Below are 17,926 nucleotides of genomic sequence, written 5' to 3'. Positions count from 1 at the left end.
GCCGCGCGGCCCGACGGGCCTCGGCCCGGCCGCCGGTCGCCCGGGGCGCCCCGGCGGTGGGCGGCGTCCGGCGATGCTGCTGGGGTTTCGCCTGGGGTTTCGGCTGGGGTTCGCCGGGGGCGCCCGTCGGGGCAGTGCCCTGGGGCATCTCGTACGCGGGCCGGTACGTGTCCGAGGAGCCGTACGTGTTCAGGGGGCGCTGCGGATCCATCCACTCCATCGGATCCCCCGGATCCGGCGGATCCGACGGTTCCTCGACGGCGTACAGCATGTAGCTCCCGTACGCCGGGCCATACGTCTCGTACTGCGAATTGCTCACGCCGACACGCTCCAGGGATCCGGATCGGGAGCCGAAACCTACTGGAGCCGTCGTGACTCTCCAAAGCGGCACGACTACACTGCGTCACTAACCCCGCCCCAGGATGAACGGCAGTGAGCGTGATGGCTCAGTAGTCGAAGGCGCGGGCCGTGTTCGACGCGATCGCCGTCGCCAGCGCGTCCTCGTCCAGGCCCCGGACGGCTGCCATGGCGCGGACCGTGACCGGAACGAGATACGGGGCGTTGGGCCGTCCGCGGTAAGGCACCGGGGTCAGGAACGGCGCGTCCGTCTCGACGAGGACCAGGTCGAGGGGCGCCACGGCGAGGGCGTCGCGCAGCGGCTGGGCGTTCTTGAAGGTCATGTTGCCGGCGAAGGACATGAAGTAGCCGGCGCGGGCGCAGACTTCGGCCATGGCCGCGTCCCCGGAGTAGCAGTGGAAGACGGTGCGCTCGGGGGCGCCCTCCTCCTTGAGTACGCGCAGCACGTCGGCGTGGGCGTCCCGGTCGTGGATGACCAGGGTCTTGCCGTGCCGCTTGGCGATCTCGATGTGGGCGCGGAAGGAGCGCTCCTGGGCGGCCTTGCCCTCGGGTCCGGTGCGGAAATAGTCGAGGCCGGTCTCGCCGACGCCCTTGACCTGAGGGAGGGCGGCGAGCCGGTCGATCTCGGCGAGCGCCTCGTCCAGCGCGCCCTCTCCGCCCGCCTCCCGGGCGCCCTGCCGGGACCAGCCGTCGGGGTCGCCGAGGACGATCCGCGGTGCCTCGTTGGGGTGCAGCGCGACGGTGGCGTGCACGGCCTCGTACGTCGAGGCCGTCTCGGCCGCCCACCGCGAGCCCTTCAGGTCGCAGCCGACCTGAACGACCGTCGTCACGCCGACCGACGCGGCCTTCGCGAGGCCCTCCTCGACGGTGCCGGACTGCATGTCGAGGTGGGTGTGCGAGTCGGCGACGGGCACGCGGAGGGGGTCCGGGAGGGGCGGGGCTTCGGCGTTGGAAGGCATACCCCGATCCTACGAAGGGGGCATGCCGCTCCGTGCCCGGCGGGGGCCCGCCCGGTCAGCTCGCCTTGCGGTGGTGGAAGGGGTGCAGCAGGTCGGAGAGGTGCCAGTGGTGGTGCTCCTTGGTCTCCGGCTCGGCCTCCGTCTGCCCTTGCTCCGGCTTCGACCCCGACTCCGGGAGGGAATCGTCCAGCGGCCGGCGCTGGTGCATGGACCTCAGCGCGGAGGACACCTGACCGGCGCGCATGATGCGCACCACGTGGCTGTCGCAGTTCAGGCAGGTGGGCCGGGTGAGCGGCGACGGCACGACCTGTCCGTCCGCCACGTACATCACGAACTCGCGGTCCTCGGCATCGAGGTGGTGCTCGATCTCGTACGACTGTTCCCAACCGTGCCCGCAGCGCATGCAGGCGAACGAATACGACTCGTGGACGATGTCCGTGGCCGCGACGCCGCGGTGCCCGGTCTGCCCTGCGATCTCACTCATGCCAGCTCCTCAGTCCGCTGGACAACCGCCTCCGGGGGAGCGGAGGCGGGGGACGGGTGCGTGCCCCGCCAACCAGTGGACTCTTCTCCCGGCGTGAGCGCAGGTGACCTGTCGACTATTGGAGTCGTCTTGGCTGTTCCTTGCCCCAGCGCGCGTGGTGGCAGGCCTGCGCTTTGCTTTTCTCCCGCGGCCCTTTGCCCTCCATTGGCGCTGCGCTCCGCGAGGCCGCTCTCCTACGGGGCGGTGCGGGCGGCGTTCTTCGCGGCGACCACCGCGTCGAAGACCTCGCGCTTGGGCAGCCCCACTTCGGCGGCGACGGCGGCGATCGCCTCCTTGCGCCGCTCCCCCGCCTCCTCGCGCACCCGCACCCGGCGCACCAGCTCCTCGGCGTCGAGCTCCTCGGCGCCCTTCTCGGGCGCCCCCTCCACGACGACGGTGATCTCACCGCGTACGCCCTCGGCGGCCCAGGCCGCGAGCTCCGCCAGCGGTCCGCGCCTGACCTCCTCGTACGTCTTGGTCAGCTCGCGGCACACGGCAGCCCTGCGGTCCTCGCCGAACACCTCCGCCATCGCGGCGAGCGTGTCGTCGAGCCGGTGCGGCGCCTCGAAGTACACGAGGGTGCGCCGCTCCTCGGCGGCCTCGCGCAGCCGCGACCTCCGCTCGCCGGCCTTCCTGGGCAGGAATCCCTCGAAGCAGAACCGGTCGACGGGCAGCCCCGACAGGGCGAGCGCGGTGAGCACGGCGGACGGGCCGGGTACGGCGGTCACGCGGATGTCCTTCTCCACGGCGGCCGCGACGAGCCGGTAGCCGGGGTCGGACACGGACGGCATCCCCGCGTCGGTCACGAGCAGCACGCGCGCCCCGTCGGCCAGGGCCTCGACGAGCTCGGGCGTACGGGCCGACTCGTTCCCCTCGAAGTACGACACGACGCGCCCGGTCAGCTGCACGCCCAGCGCCACGGTCAGCCGCCGCAGCCGCCGCGTGTCCTCGGCGGCGATCACGTCGGCCCCCGCCAACTCCTCGCCCAGCCGGGGCGGAGCGTCCGCGATGTCCCCGATGGGAGTGCCTGCGAGTACAAGGGTTCCTGTCACGGTTCCATCCTCGCAGGGGCGGGAAAGCGGGACTCCCACAGACGGGTTCCTTACGATGGCGCGGTGACCAGTACCGCGTCCTCCACGGACACCCGGCAGGAACAGGGCGTCGAAGAGCAGCGGCCCTCGTGGCAGCAGCGGCTTCGCCGGTTCGGCTATACGAGCCGGCCCAGAAGCGACGTCCGTGACCGGCTGATGCCCCCATACGCCGAGCCCAGCCCGCGTCTGTGGGTGATGATCGGGCTGTCGAAGCCGGCTGCCGGCCGCCTGGTGCGCTGGTCGGCGTGGGGTGGTCCGCTGCTGGTGACGCTGCTGGCCGGTCTGACGCGGTTCTGGAACCTCGGCAACCCGAAGGCGGTGATATTCGACGAGACGTACTACGCCAAGGACGCCTGGGCGCTCATCCACCGCGGGTACGAGGTCAACTGGGCCAAGAACGCCAACGACCTGATCCTGCAGCGCGATGGTCACGTCACGATCCCGTCGGAGGCCGCGTACGTCGTCCATCCGCCGGTCGGCAAGTACATCATCGGGCTCGGCGAGTGGATGTTCGGGCTCACCCCCTTCGGCTGGCGGTTCATGACGGCGCTGCTCGGCACGCTGTCCGTGCTGATGCTGTGCCGGATCGGACGTCGCCTGTTCCGCTCGACGTTCCTCGGCTGTCTGGCGGGCGCGCTGATGGCCGTCGACGGACTGCATTTCGTGATGAGCCGCACCGCGCTGCTCGACCAGGTGCTGATGTTCTTCGTGCTCGCCGCCTTCGGCTGCCTGCTCCTGGACCGGGACAGGGCCCGCGCCCGCCTCGCGGCCGCGCTCCCGCCGGACGCGGACGGAGTCGTACGCCCGGACGCGCACGTCGCGGAGACGACCCGCATGGGCCTGCGGCCCTGGCGCTGGGCGGCCGGTCTGATGCTCGGGCTCGCCATCGGCACCAAGTGGAACGGCCTCTACGTGCTGGCCGCTTTCTGCGTGATGGCGTTGCTGTGGGACGTGGGCTCGCGCAAGGTCGCGGGCGCGCGACGGCCGTACGCGGCCGTGGTCAAGCGCGACCTGGGGTGGGCGTTCCTGTCGACCGTGCCCGTCGCGGTCGTCACGTACCTCGCCTCCTGGACCGGCTGGATCCTGTCCCCCACCGACGGCACCGGCGGCTACTTCCGCAACTGGGCGGCGACCGACGGCAAGGGCGGCAACTGGACGTTCCTGCCCGACTGGCTGCGCAGCCTGTGGCACTACGAGCACCAGGTGTACGAGTTCCACGTCGGCCTCACCTCGGCGCACACCTACCAGTCGAACCCGTGGAGCTGGATCGTCACGGGCCGCCCGGTCTCGTACTTCTACGACGACCCGCTGCCCGGCAAGAACGGCTGCCCCGTCGACGCGGGCGAGAAGTGCGCCCGCGAGGTGCTGGCCCTGGGCACGCCCCTGTTGTGGTGGGCGGCGGCCTTCGCGATCCTCTACGTCCTGTGGCGCTGGCTCTTCCGCCGCGACTGGCGCGCGGGCGCGATCGCCTGCGGCATCGCGGCCGGCTACCTCCCCTGGTTCATGTACCAGGAGCGGACGATCTTCTACTTCTACGCGGTCGTCTTCCTGCCCTTCCTCTGCCTGGCCGTGGCGATGATGATCGGCGCGCTCCTCGGCCCGCCCGGTTCGCCCGAACGCCGCCGCGTCGTGGGCGCGGCCGCCTCGGGCGTCCTCGTCCTGCTGATCACCTGGAACTTCATCTACTTCTGGCCGCTCTACACCGGCCAGTCGATCCCCATCGACTCGTGGCGGTCGCGGATGTGGCTGGACACCTGGGTCTAGCTGGGCGGACGCGCCACGATGGCACGGCAGTTCGCCATGCCGTCGGAACCGCGGCCTCTAGGACAGGTCGACCGGCCGCACCCGCAGCTTGGCGGCGATGCGGGCGAGCGCCTTCTGGTCGGCAGCGGTGAGCGGGTCGAGCACGAACTGCCGCACCGAGCGCACGTGCGTGGGCGCGGCGGCGACGACCACGTCGTAGCCGGCGTCGGTGAGGGCGGCGATGGTGTACCGGCCGTCGTCGGGGTCGGGCGAACGCTCCACCCAGCCCCGCTGCTCGAACCGCTTGACGACGTTGGACAGGCGCGAGAGGGAGCCGCTGGCGAGGTAGGCCAGCTCGCTCATCCGCAGGCGGCGCTCCGGAGCCTCCGAGATGTGACTGAGGGTCAAGTACTCGAAGAGGGTCAGGCCGGCTTCCTGCTGCAACGGCGACTCCAGCTTTCCCGGTAGCAGCAGGACCAGTGAGACCAGTCCGGTCCATGCCTCCTTCTCGTCCGCGGTCAGCCACAGCGCGTCGCCGGAGGCGTCCTCACCGGAGTTCGGGTTCGCGGGATCGGCCATGACGGCACCCTACCGAACGGTCAAGACTTCACGCGTGAAGTGAAATCACGTAGGCTTTACTTCAAGCATGAAGTCAATCGCAAGGAGGATCATGAGTAGGCCGGAGTTCTTCGCCACGCCCGGGTACGGCGAGACGCAGCTCGCCCGCATGCACTACAGCCAGGCAGTTCGAGTCGGCGACCGCGTCGAGACCTCAGGCCAAGGAGGATGGGACGACGGCTGGAACTTTCCTGAGTCCCTCGAAGACGAGATCGTCCAGGCTTTCGAGAACGTCGAGCGGACTCTCGCCGAGGCCGGCGCCACGTGGCGTGACGTCATCGCCGTGAACTCCTACCACATCCCCACCTCAGCCGACTTCATCGGAGAGGTCCACAACCGCGTCATGGTGGAGCAGCTCCGCGAGCGCATGGGCGATCGCTCGCCGATCTGGACCGAGATCGGTGTTCCGGCCCTCGGCGCTCCGAAGATGCGCGTCGAGATCCGCGTCACCGCCATCATCGACCACGACGCCTGACCCTCGCCGGGCCGCGGCGCGTTCCGGGCGCTGGGGGCCGGGCGGGCCGAGGTGCGCTGAAACCAGCGCGCTCAGTCGCAACACCGCGATGGCGCCGCAGTTCGCCGCGCCATCTCTGCCGGGCCATCCCTGCCTCCCCCCTCAGCCGATCCCCTCGACAGGAAATCGGCAGGAAACGGACTTACGGTCGAGCGGTGGACGCTGCACCGAGACGCGGAGCACTTGCCTCCACCTCTCGTCACCGACCGACACCGACCGACACCGACAGGAGACGACCCGCCATGGCCACAGCATCTGAAACCCCGGTACTGGACACCCTCGCCGCGATGACGATCGACTCGGTTGAACGGTGCGGGCTGGCCCCGGACATGTTCATGCTCACCCGCATCGCGGCCCTCGCCGCCTCGGACGCTCCGCCGATCTCCTACGTCGCCAACATCGACCCCGCCCTCCAGGCCGGCCTGACCGCCGAGCAGCTGCAGGATGTCCTGGTCGCCATCGCCCCCATCGTGGGCACAGCCCGCGTCATGACGGCAGCCGGCAACATCGCCGAAGCGCTCGGCGTCGCGATCACTGTGGCCGACACCGAGGCCGAAGGCCGAGCGTAGAGAGGCCGCCCGAGGCCTGGAGCCACCAGCGCACCGATCACGCGCCCCACGGCCGTGATCGGTGGCTATACTTCACCGCATGTCCGAATACGGCGCCGACAGGCCGCGAGGCTCCTCGGCGCTGCCGGGCGGTGGGCAACGATGAAGGTATTCATCAGCTACAGCCACCCAGTTGGCGACCCACTCGACTGGGAACGGTCGCAGCTCTGGAAGTACCACCGCCTGCTCGAGACCGCACTCCGGCTGTCGTCCGCCCAGACGTTTCTGGAAGCCGCGCGAGAGCAGCGCGCCACCGCCGAACTCACCCAGTCGCTGCTGTCCTCCACCGAAGAAGCGACGAGCCTTCCGTCGGCAACCAGTTCCATGCTCTGGTCGGATCAAGCCTGGAGCAGCGGATCGGTGCCGTCGGAGACGGCACTTGCCGCGGCGGAGGAGGAGATCCAACAGCTCTGGCGCGTCACCCTGACGCTCCTCGCGAAGCTCCTCGGCCTGCGTACGCATCCACCCACTCCACATGCGCCATCGCGTGAGTCCTCGCCCTGCGGGCTGATCAAGCTCGCCGCTCCGCTGATTCCTCGTGCACCTGGAGAACCGGGCGTGTCCCCGGGTTCATCCATTGCTGGTGCGCTCGCCGCCTGACGTCTCGGCGGGTCGAGTGCGCCTTCACGAGGCGAGGTGTTCGTGTTCAGTTTTCAAATGGGCGATATGGAGTTGACCGGTCCACCGTGGATGCTCCTGCTGCTTCTGGTCCCGGTGGCAGTCGGCTGGTGCATCGCGGGGCGCTGGTTCCTCCGGTGGGCGGGGATTCTGCTCCGCTGGATCAGGAGTTGGCCCAGCAAGTGGCGCGCCTGGGCCAGGACCTGGCTCCTCAAGGACGACGACAACGGCCTCGCAGCCGGTGATGACCGGCGCAGGGAGCCTGATCGCACGCATTGACCCGGGGTGGTGCGGTGGCGCCGCACCACCCGCACCACCCCCCAAGGAGGGGCACACCGCGCCCCTCCTTGTCCCGTGTCCGGGACGGACCGGGCCTTCTGTTCGCGTATGTGGTTGGACACTTGGGCCTAACAATCGGGGAACACCACCCCCATCTGTCACTCCCCCCGCATACAGTGCGATACAGACCACCTTTCTGAACGCGTTCAGAAAGGTTCATGGGAGGGGAAACGCGCGATGCGCAAGGGGGCAAAGGCCGCCATAGTCGGCGGGGTGTTCGCCGTCATGGTGGGGGGTGCCGGGTACGGCGCGTACAACATCGTCTCGGCCGTCACCGGGACGGACGCGGACTCGGCCGGGCCGGCACAGGTGAAGACCGGTCCGCCGTCGAGCGCGGAGGTCAAGGAGACCACCGAGAAGTTCTTCGCGAGCTGGGAGAAGGGCCAGGCGGACAAGGCCGCCACGTACACGAACAACGCGGCGTCGGCCCGGGCGCTGCTCACCGACTACCGCGACGAGGCGCACCTCACGAAGGTGAAGATCACGCCGGGTACGCCGTCCGGAAAGACCGTGCCGTTCTCGGTCTCGGCCACGGTGTCGTACGAGGGGAAGACCAAGCCGCTGTCGTACGACAGTGAGCTGACCGTCGTGCGCGGGAAGACCACGGGGCGCGCGCTGGTCGACTGGCAGCCGTCCGTCATGCACCCGGACCTCAAGAAGGGCGACACGCTGGTCACCGGCGAGGCGGCGAGCCCGCCGATCGAGGCGGTGGACCGCGACGGGGTCGTGCTGACCAAGGCGAAGTACCCGTCGCTCGGGCCGATCCTGGACCAGCTGCGGGAGAAGTACGGCCCGACCGCGGGCGGCACTCCGGGCATCGAGCTGTCGATCCGGCACACGGACGAGAACGCGGGCGACGAGACGCTCGTCACGCTCGCCAAGGGCAAGCCGGGCAAGCTGCAGACGACGCTCAGCGCGCGCTCCCAGGCGGCCGCGGAGAAGGCGGTCAAGGAGTACTCCGAGTCGTCGGTGGTCGCGGTGAGATCGAGCACCGGCGAGGTGCTGGCGGTCGCCAACCACCGGGCCGACGAGTTCAACGCGGCGTTCCTGGGCAAGCTCGCCCCCGGCTCCACGATGAAGATCATCTCCGCGGCGACGCTGATCGACAACGACATAACGACGGCGACCGGGCCCGCGCCCTGCCCGCCCGACGCGACCTGGCAGAGCCAGAAGTTCAAGAACCTCAAGGGCATGACACCCAACGAGAACGCGACCCTCTCGGACAGCTTCGCGCGCTCGTGCAACACGGCGTTCGTGAAGTACGCGGACGAGGTGCAGGTCAACTCGCTCACGAAGGAGGCCGAGGAGCGCTTCGGCCTCGGCCGGGACGACTGGAAGACCGGCATACCCTCCTTCGACGGCTCCGTCCCGGCCTCCGGCGGCCCCGACACGGCGGCCAACATGCTCGGCCAGGGCCAGGTCCAGATGAGCCCGCTCAACATGGCGTCGGTCACCGCGACCGCCATGACGGGCACCTTCCGGCAGCCGGTCATCGTGCCGCAGCGGCTCGACGACCGCCAACTGGCCACCGCCGAGGGCCTGTCGGAGAGTACGGTCGCGCAGCTGCGCCAGATGATGAACCGCACGGCGGTCAGCGGCACCGCGGCCGCCGCGATGTCGAAGGTCCCCGGCAACATCGGCGCGAAGACCGGCTCCGCGGAGGTCGACGGACAGGAGAAGTCCAACAGCTGGTTCACCGGTTACCGCGATGACATCGCGGCCGCGGCCATCACGCAGGAGGGCGGCCACGGCGGTGACGCGGCCGGCCCGATCGTGGCGGCGATCCTACGAGCGGGCGCCTGACATGGGCTGACCTAAGGTCAGGGCCGCCCCGCGAAGCCCCCTGTCCGAGAGACAAGTGGCCGAACTCACCCTCACAGGGCGGCCCTCTAGGGTGGTGGCACTCGTTCTCGTAGAGGAGCGTGGGAGAACCGGGAAACCAGCGGAGGAACGGGAGCTGTGGGAAACAGGAGACGCGCCACCGAGCGCGGCAGGACGAAGCCCGCCGTCATCGGCGGGATGATCGCGGTCGTCGTCGGCGGCGCGGCATTCGGCGTCTACAACGTGTACGACGGCGGCGCGGCCGCCGACGACAACGGATCGACGGCCTCGGATGCCAAGAAGGTGAAAACCGGCCCGTTGTCGGCGGCCGAAGTCCGCTCCACGGCCAAGACGTTCCTCGCGGCCTGGCAGGGCGGTGACGCGGCGCGGGCCGCGGCCGCCACGAACGACACGACGGCGGCCCGCACCCTGCTGACCGGGTTCGGCACAGAGGCGCACATCGAGGACGTGACACTCACGGCGGGTCAGCGGTCCGGCACCAAGATGCCGTTCTCGGTCAAGGGCACGGTCTCCTACAAGGGCAAGAGCAAGCCCCTCGCCTACGATTCCGAGCTCACCGTCGTCCGGCGCGCCAAGGACGGGAAGCCGCTGGTCGACTGGCGCTCCTCCGTCGTGCACCCGGACCTGGCGGACGGCGACCGGCTGGTCACCGGGGAGGCCGGGACGCCGCCCGTCAAGGCGCTCGACCGGGACGGCGGCGAGCTGACCACGGCCAAGTACCCCTCCCTCGGCTCCGTTCTGGACGGGCTGCGGGAGAAGTACGGCAAGAAGGCGGGCGGCAAGGCCGGCATCGAGCTGCGGGTGATCCGCAAGGGCTCCACGGGCTCCGACTCCTCCTCCTCGAAGACCTCGACCGAACAGAAGAACCCCGACAAGACGCTTCTGGAGCTGAGCAAGGGCACGCCGGGCACGGTCCGTACGACCCTCAGCCCGAGCCTCCAGGCGACCGCCGAGTCGCAGGTGGCCAAGAAGTCCCAGGCGTCGGCGGTCATGCTGAAGCCGTCCACCGGCGAGATCCTGGCCGTCGCGAATTCCGGCCATGGTTACAACACCGCCTTCCAGGGGTCCCTCGCCCCCGGCTCCACGATGAAGATCATTACGGCGTCGCTGCTGCTCGACAAGGGCCTCGCGTCGGCGAACAAGGAACACCCGTGCCCCAAGTACTCGACGTACGGCGGCTGGAAGTTCCAGAACGACGACAAGTTCGAGATCAAGAACGGCACGTTCAAGGCGAGTTTCGCGCGGTCCTGCAACACGGCCTTCATCAGCCAGGCCAAGAAGCTGAGCGACGACGACCTGACCAAGCAGGCCCAGGAGGTGTTCGGGCTCGGCAGGGACAACTGGTCCGTCGGGGTGTCGAGTTTCGACGGCTCGGTGCCGGTGCAGTCGCAGGCCCAGAAGGCGGCGTCGTTGATCGGCCAGGGCGGGGTCCGTATGAACCCGCTGAACATGGCGTCGGTCGTGGCGACGGCGAAGACGGGCAGCTTCCACCAGCCGTACCTGGTGTCTGCGGACGTCGACGACCGCACCTTGGCGAAGGGGTCCCGGTCCCTGTCCTCCTCCACCCAGTCCCAGCTGCGCGAGCTGCTGCAGTACACGGCCGCGGCGGGTACGGCGGCCGAGGCGATGTCCGGACTCGGCCCCGACTTCGGCGCCAAGACCGGGTCGGCGGAGGTCGACGGCCAGAAGAAGCCCAACGGCTGGTTCACCGCGTGGAAGGGCGACCTGGCGGCGGCAGGCGTCGTGCAGCAGGGCGGGCACGGCGGGGAGGCGGCGGGGCCGATCGTGGCGGCGCTGCTGAAGGCGGGCAGCTGACGCGACGGAGGCGGGGACACGGGAACGGCGTTGGTGAGTAACTCGTTCGCGTGCCCGTACACCCACCGCTACGGTGCCGTCCATGACCGCCACTTCCGAAGGATCCGCGGCGTCTGAGGCGTCTTCCGCGTCCGCAGCGTCCGCAGCCCCTCCTCGTTTCGTCGAGGCTCTGCAGCAGCTGGGCCTCGACGATCTGGTCCCTCGCGTCCGCCGCTTCCCGGAGGCCACGCGCACCGCCGCCGAGGCCGCCGCGGCGATCGGCTGCGAGCTGAGCCAGATCTGCAAGTCGCTCATCTTCGCCGCGGACGGGGTGCCGGTCCTGGTCCTGATGGACGGCGCGTCCCGGGTGGACGTGGAGCTCGTACGCCGGGAACTGGGTGCCGGGAAGGTCACGCGGGCGAAGGCAGACCTGGTCCGGGAGACGACGGGGTACGCGATCGGCGGCGTACCGCCCTTCGGCCACCGCACCCGGACCCGTGTGCTGGCGGACCGCTCGCTGCTGGAGCACGAGACGGTGTGGGCCGCCGCGGGCACGCCGTACGCCGTCTTCCCCATGGCCCCGAAGACCCTGATCGCCCACGCGGGCGGCACGCTGGTGGACGTGCGCGAGCAGTCGCCCGAGCCGTCGGCGTGACGCCGCTGGTGACGGCCACGGTCCTGCTCGCGGCCGTCACCCACGCGTGCTGGTATCCGGCTTTCGCCTCAGCGCCGGCACTCCAGGGCAGGATGGACACCTTGGCGCCGGCCTGCCACCGGCACCGCAGTGCGGTAACAACTTCCCTGGTCAGGGGCCTGGATGAGGAACGCCCGTACGCCCCGGCCTCGTCGCGCGCCATGAGAGCGTGTTGAGATATGCCGTTTCGCCAGGGTCAGTTGACGACGTCTCAACCCAGCGTGAGCCATCGGATTCCGAGGCGGCTGACGTCCAATGCCTCCTCCCTGGTGATCGGCTCACGCCCTGTCGCCTTGCGCAGGAAGCGAAGCCGACCCCAACCGAGCTTCTCCAGTGCCGCTGCCCCATCCGGGCCGAGCAGAAGGCCTTGCACCAAATCCGCGGCCTGGGAAGTCAGCCACGGCTCGCGCCCCAGGGCGTCGGCCAGGTCCAGGCCATGCACGGCGACCTCGACCACGCGCGTCAGCAGGAACTCCGACAGGAACATCGGATCACCGTGCCGGGTGCGCACCACACGCCCTTCGGGCTCGGCCCGGCACAGTCGGTCCACCTGTTGCCAAGTGGCGTTGAAGTCGTCGGCGAGCGCGGCACCGCTGAGTTGTTCTGCCGCATGGTCTTGGGCCAGAACGATCCGAGCCGCGTTGGTGTCCGGAGCGAAACGGTCGTCGGGCCGGTAGTACTCCACTGCCGAGACCTCGGCACGGGTCGGCGCCGGTGCGGCCAGCATGCCCGGCAGCCAGGCAATCACCACCCGGACATGAGCCAGCAAGTCGCTCACCGTCCACGGTGAACACCGCGTCGGCAGACGCCACTCGGCCGCCGAGACCCTGGTCATCGCCCGCGCGAGTTGCCCGGCCTCGAGACGAAACGCTTCAACTACCCGCCCCTGGTCCATGCCGATCAAGCTACTGGTTGGTCACCCCTAGCGTGCGCGGGTTCACCAGTGGCGAGCCAGTGCAGCGGGCGGTCCGGGCGGGCCCGAATTCGATGGATCTCTCGGCCGGCAGGGCGTTAGGGTCCGTACGTGCGTTGATCTTCCGGAGGAGGCCGAGTGCCGCCGCAGACGGTGTGGGCGACCTCGCAAGTCGGGGCCGTCCGGCTGGCATACCCGTCATCACACCACCGGAGATCACGCAATGACTGCTCAGCAGCCCCTCACCTACGACGCGTTTGTCGAACTCGCCGCCGCTGATCCAGCTGTCGTCGGCCTGGTCCTCAAGGGTTCTTGGGCCCATGAGGGCATGACCACCGAGCACTCCGACCACGATCTGTACGTCGTCCTTGCCAATGGCGCGGCGACGGCTCTCAACCAGTTCACGGGGCACCGCACCCCAGAGCTCGATCTCGTCGTCCTCTCCCTCGACGAGTTCCGCGCCGCCGGAATGCCCGGCTTCGAGCGGTACGCCCTCGCCCGCGCCCGGATCGTGCTCGACCGGCTCGACGGAGGCATCGCCGAGATCCTGGCCGGCAAGGCACGGCTCGACGCCGACGAAGCATTCCGGGACGCGGGTGGGTGGCTCGACGCGTATGCCAACTCCCTGTACCGGTCGATCAAGAACGACCGTGACGGACATGCGCTCGCGGCCCGGCTCGACGCCGCCGACAGCGTCAGGTTCCTGCTGGAGTTGCTCTTCGCTCTCGACCGTCGCCCGCGCCCCTACAACAAGTACCTGGAGTGGGAGCTTGCACAGTTCCCGCTGCCCGGCTGGGACACCGGCACGCTGCTCGATGCCGTGGACCGCGTCTCAGGAACGGCCGACGTGTCCACACAGCGTCGTCTCTTCGCCCGAGTCGAGGCCGTGGCCCGGCCGGCCGGCCACGGCGCGGTGCTGGACGGATGGGGTGAGGACCTGGACCTGATGCGCCCGCAGTAGCTACCCCCCGACCACCGAGCGGACCGCCCGAACCAACGCCTGGGCGCGCGTGTCCGCCGTGACGCTCTTGCGGAAGCCGTTCGTGACGTAGCCGAAAGCGACGCCCGAGTCGGGGTCCGCGAAGGCGAGGGCGCCGCCCCGGCCGGGGTGGCCGAAGGACCCCGGCCCCAGGAGGGGCGATGCGGTGCCATGGAGCATGTAGCCGAGGCCGAAGCGGGTGGGGACCACCAGGACCCGGTCCGGTCCCGCGGAGTGTTCGCTTCGCGCGAGCTCGACCGTCCGGGGCGTGAACAGCCGTACCCCGGCGTCCACTTCACCGATCAGGGCCGCGTAGAAGCGGGCCAGCCCCTCCGCCGTCGCGATGCCGTTCGTCGCCGGGAGGGACGCGGCGCGGTACGCCGCGTCGTTCTGGTCGGGAAACGGAGTGATCGCGGCGAAGGCCCGACGCGTGAGGGAGGAGGGGTCCTCGTAGGCCTCGGAGACCGCCCGCTTCGGGCGGGAGCGCAGACCCCCGCCGGCGATCTCCGGCTCTTCGGTCCGCCCCGCCCGCCCCACTCGTCCCGCCTCGGACGACGGCAGCCCCACCCACAGATCCAGCCCCAACGGTCCGGCGACCTCGTCGGCGAGCCACTCCCCGATCCCCCGGCCGCCCGTCACCCGCCGCACCACCCCGTCGGCCAGCCAGCCGTACGTCAGCGCGTGATAGCCGTGGTCGGTGCCCGGCTCCCAGGCGGGCGCCTGCGCCGCGACCGCCTCGATCCCCCGCAAGGGGTCCAGTGCCTCCTCAGGAGTCAACGGCCGGTCCAAGACCGGCAGCCCGGCCTGGTGGGACAGCACATGCCGGACCAGGACCCGGTCCTTGCCCGCCGTCTTGAACTCGGGCCAGTACTCCCCCACGGGTGCGTCCAGATCCAGCTCTCCGCGCTGATGCAGGAGGAGGACGACGGCTGCGGTGACGCCCTTCGTCGCCGAGCGCGCGATCTGCGCCGTTCCCCGCTCCCAGGGAGCCGAAGAACCGTCCACGTCCCGTGTTCCGCCCCACAGGTCGACGACCCTGCGCCCGTCCCGGTACACGACCACGGCCGCACCCCGCTCGCCGAGCGCCGTGAAGTTGCGTACGAACGCGTCCCGGACCGGCTCGAAGCCCTCCGCCACTGTGCCGTTCACATCCACGCCCGAACCCCTGCCTCAGTCATGCACCCATCATCACAGAGCGTGGATCGAAGCCGAAGGGCAGCTCCAGGCGGTGCGTGCGCATCAGTTCGTCGTCCGAGAGCAGTTCGCCCGTCCTGCCGTCCGCGGCGATGACCCCGTCGCTGAGGATCAGTGACCGCGGGCACAGCTCCAGCGCGTACGGCAGGTCGTGCGTGACCATGAGCACGGTGACATCCAACGACCGCAGGATGTCGGCGAGTTCGCGCCGTGAGGCGGGGTCGAGGTTGGAGGACGGCTCGTCCAGGACGAGAATCTCCGGCTCCATCGCGAGGACGGTCGCCACCGCGACCCGGCGGCGCTGCCCGAACGACAGGTGGTGCGGCGGGCGGTCGGCGAAGGCCTCCATCCCGACCCGCTCCAGCGCCGTGCGCACCCGTGCCTCCAACTCCGGACCCTTCAGCCCGGCCGCCGCGGGCCCGAAGGCCACGTCCTCGCGCACGGTCGGCATGAACAGCTGGTCGTCCGGGTCCTGGAAGACGATCCCGACCCGGCGCCTGATCTCGGCCATGTGCCGCTTGCCGACGGGCAGGCCGGCGACCGTCACGGTGCCGGCGCCGCCGGTCAGGATGCCGTTGAGGTGCAGCACGAGCGTCGTCTTGCCTGCGCCGTTCGGCCCGAGCAGCGCCACGCGCTCACCGCGCCCGACGCGGAAGTCCACGCCGAAGAGCGCCTGATGACCGTCGGGGTAGGCGAAGGCGAGGCCGGCCACTTCCAGCGAAGGTGCGGCCTGCGCCGGGGGTGTCGCTTCTGTCGCGTGTGTCACAGAGTCCATCCCAACAAGCAGACGAGGAGGGCGGCCGAGGGCAGGGCGAGAGCGTACGACCACTGTGCCCGGGACGCGGTCACCTCGTCGATGACCGGCATCGAACCGGCGTATCCCCGGCTGACCATGGCGAGATGCACCCGCTCCCCGCGCTCGTACGAACGGATGAAGAGGGCGCCCGCCGACTTGGCGAGGACGCCCCAGTGCCGGACGCCGCGCGCCTCGAAGCCGCGCGACTCCCGGGCGATGCGCATCCGCCGCATCTCGTCCGCGATCACGTCGCCGTACCGGATCATGAAGGACGCGATCTGCACGAGGAGCGGCGGCAACTTCAACCGCTGGAGTCCCAGGAGGAGTTCGCGCAGTTCGGTGGTCGAGGCGAGCAGTACGGACGCGCCGACGCCGAGCGTGCCCTTGGCCAGTACGTTCCAGGCGCCCCACAGGCCGTTCACGCTCAACGACAGGCCCAGGACGTCCACCCGCTCGCCCTGCGCCACGAACGGCATCAGCACGGCGAAGGCCACGAACGGCACCTCGATCAGCAGCCGCTTCAGCAGGAACCCGGCGGGCACACGGGCCGCGTAGGCGACGGCGGCCAGCAGCAGCGCGTACAGCGCGAACGCCCACATCGCCTCGCGCGGCGTGGAGACCACGACGATCACGAAGGCGAAGACGGCCGTGAGCTTGGTGTGCGGCGGCAGGGCGTGCACCGGCGAGTGCCCGTGCCGGTAGAGCTTGTGCGCGTGGCCGGCACCCATGTCAGACGTTCTCGGCCACGTCGGACGCGTCGCGCACGGAGGCCGGGCACGTTTCGCTCGTACGGCGCCTGCGTACGGCCCAGAAGACGCCGGTCCCTGCGACGACCGTGACGCCCACGCCGATCACGCCCGCGAGGCCGCCGGAGATCCGAGCGTTGGTGAGGCCTTCGATGCCGTAGTCGGCCAGCGGGGAGTCGGCGGTCGCGTGCTCCTCGGTCTTGGCGTCGATGCCCTTGTCGGCGGCGACCTTCTCCAGGCCGTCGGGGTTGGCGGAGGCGTAGAAGCTGACGAAGCCGGCGAGGACGAGGGAGGTGGCGAGGCCCGCGAGCCAGACCTTGCGGGTGGACCGGGCGGCGGCCGGGACCGGCTCGGCCGCGGGGGCGTCGACCAGTTCGCCGTTGACCCGCAGCTTCAGCGGGGCGGTCAGGCCGCGGGCGCCGTACACGAGGTCGGGCCGGACGGCGATGACGGCACCGACGGTGAGCGCGGTGATCGCGGCCTCGCCGATGCCGATGAGGACGTGGACGCCGACCATGGCGGTGAGGACCTGCCCGATGGGCACGTCCGTGGTGCCGCCGACGGCGTAGACGAGGGTGAAGGCGGCGGCCGCCGCGGGTACGGAGAGCACGGCGGCCACGAAGGCGGAGACCGTGATGGACCGCCGCTTCTTCGGCAGGACCTTCACCAGACCGCGGAAGACGGCGTACGCGACGACGGTCGTGACGACCGCCATCACCGTGATGTTCACGCCGAGCGCGGTGAGGCCGCCGTCGGCGAAGAGGACGCCCTGCATCAGCAGGACGACGGAGACACAGAGGACCCCTGTGTAGGGCCCGACGAGTATGGCCGCGAGCGCACCGCCGAGCAGGTGCCCGCTCGTTCCCGCGGCGACCGGGAAGTTCAGCATCTGCACGGCGAAGATGAAGGCGGCGACGAGGCCCGCGAGCGGCGCGGTCCTCTCGTCCAGTTCGCGCCGGGCGCCGCGCAGGCTCACGGCGACGGCTCCCGCGGCGACGACTCCGGTGGCCAGGGAGACGGGGGCGTTGATGAATCCGTCGGGGACGTGCATACGTGGGCTCCGCTTCCGGGGTCCGGCCGTCTGGCTAACCGTTTGATGATAGTGCCTTGTTGCGAATGGCTCGCAAGAGCGAGATGACCTCGAATAACCCGGAAGCACATTCCGCAAAATATGCGACATTAGAGAGGAAGCAGCTCAAAGGGCCCTCACAGGGTGGCCCCCGGCGAAGGAGCGACCGATGCCCGCCGTCGAGCAGTACGCCCGCGCCCACATCGTCACGGACTCGTCAGTGGACCCACCGGCGGTCCCCGTCGCCCTTCGCTACGACCCGGAGGACGACCCCCGCCAGGTGCACATCGTCCTCCCCGGCCACCACGAGTGGGCCTTCGCCCGCGACCTCCTCGAACGGGGCCTCCGCTCCCCGGCCGCCTCGGGCGACGTGAACATCTGGCCCTGCGGCCGCGTCCAGGCCGTGATGGAGTTCCACTCCCCGACGGGCGTGGACGTCGTCCAGTTCGACTCGTATGCGCTGATCCGCTTCCTCCGCCGTACGTACACGGCGGGGACACCGGTCCCGAGCTGAGCGCCGGTCGGAGCA

19 protein-coding genes and 1 pseudogene are annotated in these 17,926 nt (G+C 70.2%); 10 read left to right on the top strand and 10 right to left on the bottom strand.

Going from position 1 to position 17,926, the window contains the following annotated elements:
* From FGD71_RS12125 to rsmI, 4 genes and pseudogenes are all read right to left on the bottom strand, one after another.
* Window positions 1-319: pseudogene (locus FGD71_RS12125) on the bottom strand (hypothetical protein); the annotation flags it as partial.
* 127 nt (window positions 320-446) lie between these two features.
* Window positions 447-1,316, bottom strand: coding sequence for a TatD family hydrolase (locus FGD71_RS12120; protein WP_119100420.1), 870 nt, complete (start codon window positions 1,314-1,316; stop codon window positions 447-449).
* Window positions 1,317-1,371: 55 nt separating this feature from the next.
* Window positions 1,372-1,800, bottom strand: coding sequence for a hypothetical protein (locus FGD71_RS12115; RefSeq protein ID WP_119100419.1), 429 nt, complete (start codon window positions 1,798-1,800; stop codon window positions 1,372-1,374).
* A 233-nt stretch (window positions 1,801-2,033) separates the two neighbouring features.
* Window positions 2,034-2,891, bottom strand: a complete 858-nt coding sequence (gene rsmI / locus FGD71_RS12110; RefSeq protein ID WP_119100418.1) for a 16S rRNA (cytidine(1402)-2'-O)-methyltransferase — start codon at window positions 2,889-2,891, stop codon at window positions 2,034-2,036.
* A 63-nt stretch (window positions 2,892-2,954) separates the two neighbouring features.
* Between rsmI and FGD71_RS12105 the strand changes: the two genes are divergently transcribed.
* Window positions 2,955-4,694, top strand: a complete 1,740-nt coding sequence (locus FGD71_RS12105) for a dolichyl-phosphate-mannose--protein mannosyltransferase (RefSeq protein ID WP_119100417.1) — start codon at window positions 2,955-2,957, stop codon at window positions 4,692-4,694.
* 57 nt (window positions 4,695-4,751) lie between these two features.
* Here FGD71_RS12105 and FGD71_RS12100 read toward each other — a convergent pair whose 3' ends face one another.
* Window positions 4,752-5,252 carry a MarR family winged helix-turn-helix transcriptional regulator gene (locus FGD71_RS12100; protein ID WP_119100416.1) on the bottom strand — a complete coding sequence of 167 codons (501 nt, stop codon included), beginning with the start codon at window positions 5,250-5,252 and terminating at the stop codon, window positions 4,752-4,754.
* Between the two features lie 91 nt (window positions 5,253-5,343).
* Here FGD71_RS12100 and FGD71_RS12095 point away from each other — a divergent pair, with 91 nt between their 5' ends.
* The 7 genes from FGD71_RS12095 (at window position 5,344) to FGD71_RS12065 (ending at window position 11,661) form a co-directional block, all read left to right on the top strand.
* The gene (locus tag FGD71_RS12095) at window positions 5,344-5,766 is read left to right on the top strand and encodes a Rid family hydrolase (protein WP_119100415.1); all 423 of its coding nucleotides are present in this window, start codon (window positions 5,344-5,346) and stop codon (window positions 5,764-5,766) included.
* Window positions 5,767-6,047: 281 nt separating this feature from the next.
* Window positions 6,048-6,374: a carboxymuconolactone decarboxylase family protein gene (locus FGD71_RS12090; RefSeq protein WP_119100414.1), complete on the top strand. Its 327-nt coding sequence runs from the start codon at window positions 6,048-6,050 to the stop codon at window positions 6,372-6,374.
* Between the two features lie 141 nt (window positions 6,375-6,515).
* The gene (locus FGD71_RS12085; RefSeq protein WP_119100413.1) at window positions 6,516-7,013 is read left to right on the top strand and encodes a hypothetical protein; all 498 of its coding nucleotides are present in this window, start codon (window positions 6,516-6,518) and stop codon (window positions 7,011-7,013) included.
* 66 nt (window positions 7,014-7,079) lie between these two features.
* Window positions 7,080-7,310: a hypothetical protein gene (locus tag FGD71_RS12080; RefSeq protein ID WP_140935873.1), complete on the top strand. Its 231-nt coding sequence runs from the start codon at window positions 7,080-7,082 to the stop codon at window positions 7,308-7,310.
* A 237-nt stretch (window positions 7,311-7,547) separates the two neighbouring features.
* Window positions 7,548-9,173, top strand: coding sequence for a penicillin-binding transpeptidase domain-containing protein (locus tag FGD71_RS12075; protein WP_119100411.1), 1,626 nt, complete (start codon window positions 7,548-7,550; stop codon window positions 9,171-9,173).
* A gap of 156 nt (window positions 9,174-9,329) precedes the next feature.
* A complete protein-coding gene (locus FGD71_RS12070; protein ID WP_162931104.1) occupies window positions 9,330-11,027 on the top strand; it encodes a penicillin-binding transpeptidase domain-containing protein in 1,698 nt (565 codons plus the stop codon).
* A gap of 82 nt (window positions 11,028-11,109) precedes the next feature.
* Window positions 11,110-11,661, top strand: a complete 552-nt coding sequence (locus tag FGD71_RS12065; RefSeq protein WP_119100410.1) for a YbaK/EbsC family protein — start codon at window positions 11,110-11,112, stop codon at window positions 11,659-11,661.
* Between the two features lie 250 nt (window positions 11,662-11,911).
* On the opposite strand, the gene FGD71_RS12060 is transcribed toward FGD71_RS12065, so the two are convergent.
* Window positions 11,912-12,595: a maleylpyruvate isomerase N-terminal domain-containing protein gene (locus tag FGD71_RS12060; protein ID WP_119100409.1), complete on the bottom strand. Its 684-nt coding sequence runs from the start codon at window positions 12,593-12,595 to the stop codon at window positions 11,912-11,914.
* Between the two features lie 241 nt (window positions 12,596-12,836).
* Here FGD71_RS12060 and FGD71_RS12055 point away from each other — a divergent pair, with 241 nt between their 5' ends.
* Window positions 12,837-13,574: a hypothetical protein gene (locus tag FGD71_RS12055; RefSeq protein ID WP_119100408.1), complete on the top strand. Its 738-nt coding sequence runs from the start codon at window positions 12,837-12,839 to the stop codon at window positions 13,572-13,574.
* Here FGD71_RS12055 and FGD71_RS12050 read toward each other — a convergent pair whose 3' ends face one another.
* The 4 genes from FGD71_RS12050 to FGD71_RS12035 are packed head-to-tail and all read right to left on the bottom strand — an operon-like array spanning window position 13,575 to window position 17,379.
* Window positions 13,575-14,747, bottom strand: coding sequence for a serine hydrolase domain-containing protein (locus tag FGD71_RS12050; RefSeq protein WP_119100407.1), 1,173 nt, complete (start codon window positions 14,745-14,747; stop codon window positions 13,575-13,577).
* A 19-nt stretch (window positions 14,748-14,766) separates the two neighbouring features.
* Entirely contained in the window at window positions 14,767-15,561 is a 795-nt protein-coding gene (locus FGD71_RS12045) for an energy-coupling factor ABC transporter ATP-binding protein (RefSeq protein WP_119100406.1), read from the bottom strand.
* The gene (gene cbiQ / locus FGD71_RS12040) at window positions 15,549-16,310 is read right to left on the bottom strand and encodes a cobalt ECF transporter T component CbiQ (RefSeq protein ID WP_119100405.1); all 762 of its coding nucleotides are present in this window, start codon (window positions 16,308-16,310) and stop codon (window positions 15,549-15,551) included. The genes FGD71_RS12045 and cbiQ overlap by 13 nt, the downstream gene beginning before the upstream one ends.
* A 1-nt stretch (window position 16,311) precedes the next feature.
* Window positions 16,312-17,379, bottom strand: coding sequence for an energy-coupling factor ABC transporter permease (locus FGD71_RS12035; RefSeq protein ID WP_119100404.1), 1,068 nt, complete (start codon window positions 17,377-17,379; stop codon window positions 16,312-16,314).
* Between the two features lie 187 nt (window positions 17,380-17,566).
* Here FGD71_RS12035 and FGD71_RS12030 point away from each other — a divergent pair, with 187 nt between their 5' ends.
* Window positions 17,567-17,911, top strand: a complete 345-nt coding sequence (locus FGD71_RS12030) for an SsgA family sporulation/cell division regulator (RefSeq protein ID WP_119100403.1) — start codon at window positions 17,567-17,569, stop codon at window positions 17,909-17,911.
* Window positions 17,912-17,926 lie beyond the last annotated feature (15 nt).

The sequence above is a fragment of the Streptomyces sporangiiformans genome, assembly GCF_005768555.2.
Classification (GTDB): domain Bacteria; phylum Actinomycetota; class Actinomycetes; order Streptomycetales; family Streptomycetaceae; genus Streptomyces; species Streptomyces sporangiiformans.
Note: the sequence above shows the minus strand (reverse complement) of the source record. Positions and strands in the feature narration are given on the sequence as shown.

Bases quoted from the DNA above. Each gene is read 5' to 3' on its own strand.
- FGD71_RS12065 (WP_119100410.1), top strand. From the start codon at position 11,110: ATGACCGCCACTTCCGAAGGATCCGCGGCGTCTGAGGCGTCTTCCGCG.
- FGD71_RS12045 (WP_119100406.1), bottom strand. From the start codon at position 15,561: ATGGACTCTGTGACACACGCGACAGAAGCGACACCCCCGGCGCAGGCC.
- FGD71_RS12090 (WP_119100414.1), top strand. From the start codon at position 6,048: ATGGCCACAGCATCTGAAACCCCGGTACTGGACACCCTCGCCGCGATG.
- FGD71_RS12115 (WP_119100419.1), bottom strand. From the start codon at position 1,800: ATGAGTGAGATCGCAGGGCAGACCGGGCACCGCGGCGTCGCGGCCACG.
- cbiQ (WP_119100405.1), bottom strand. From the start codon at position 16,310: ATGGGTGCCGGCCACGCGCACAAGCTCTACCGGCACGGGCACTCGCCG.
- FGD71_RS12030 (WP_119100403.1), top strand. From the start codon at position 17,567: ATGCCCGCCGTCGAGCAGTACGCCCGCGCCCACATCGTCACGGACTCG.
- FGD71_RS12035 (WP_119100404.1), bottom strand. From the start codon at position 17,379: ATGCACGTCCCCGACGGATTCATCAACGCCCCCGTCTCCCTGGCCACC.
- FGD71_RS12120 (WP_119100420.1), bottom strand. From the start codon at position 1,316: ATGCCTTCCAACGCCGAAGCCCCGCCCCTCCCGGACCCCCTCCGCGTG.
- FGD71_RS12100 (WP_119100416.1), bottom strand. From the start codon at position 5,252: ATGGCCGATCCCGCGAACCCGAACTCCGGTGAGGACGCCTCCGGCGAC.
- FGD71_RS12085 (WP_119100413.1), top strand. From the start codon at position 6,516: ATGAAGGTATTCATCAGCTACAGCCACCCAGTTGGCGACCCACTCGAC.
- FGD71_RS12095 (WP_119100415.1), top strand. From the start codon at position 5,344: ATGAGTAGGCCGGAGTTCTTCGCCACGCCCGGGTACGGCGAGACGCAG.
- FGD71_RS12075 (WP_119100411.1), top strand. From the start codon at position 7,548: ATGCGCAAGGGGGCAAAGGCCGCCATAGTCGGCGGGGTGTTCGCCGTC.
- FGD71_RS12080 (WP_140935873.1), top strand. From the start codon at position 7,080: ATGGAGTTGACCGGTCCACCGTGGATGCTCCTGCTGCTTCTGGTCCCG.
- FGD71_RS12060 (WP_119100409.1), bottom strand. From the start codon at position 12,595: ATGGACCAGGGGCGGGTAGTTGAAGCGTTTCGTCTCGAGGCCGGGCAA.
- FGD71_RS12055 (WP_119100408.1), top strand. From the start codon at position 12,837: ATGACTGCTCAGCAGCCCCTCACCTACGACGCGTTTGTCGAACTCGCC.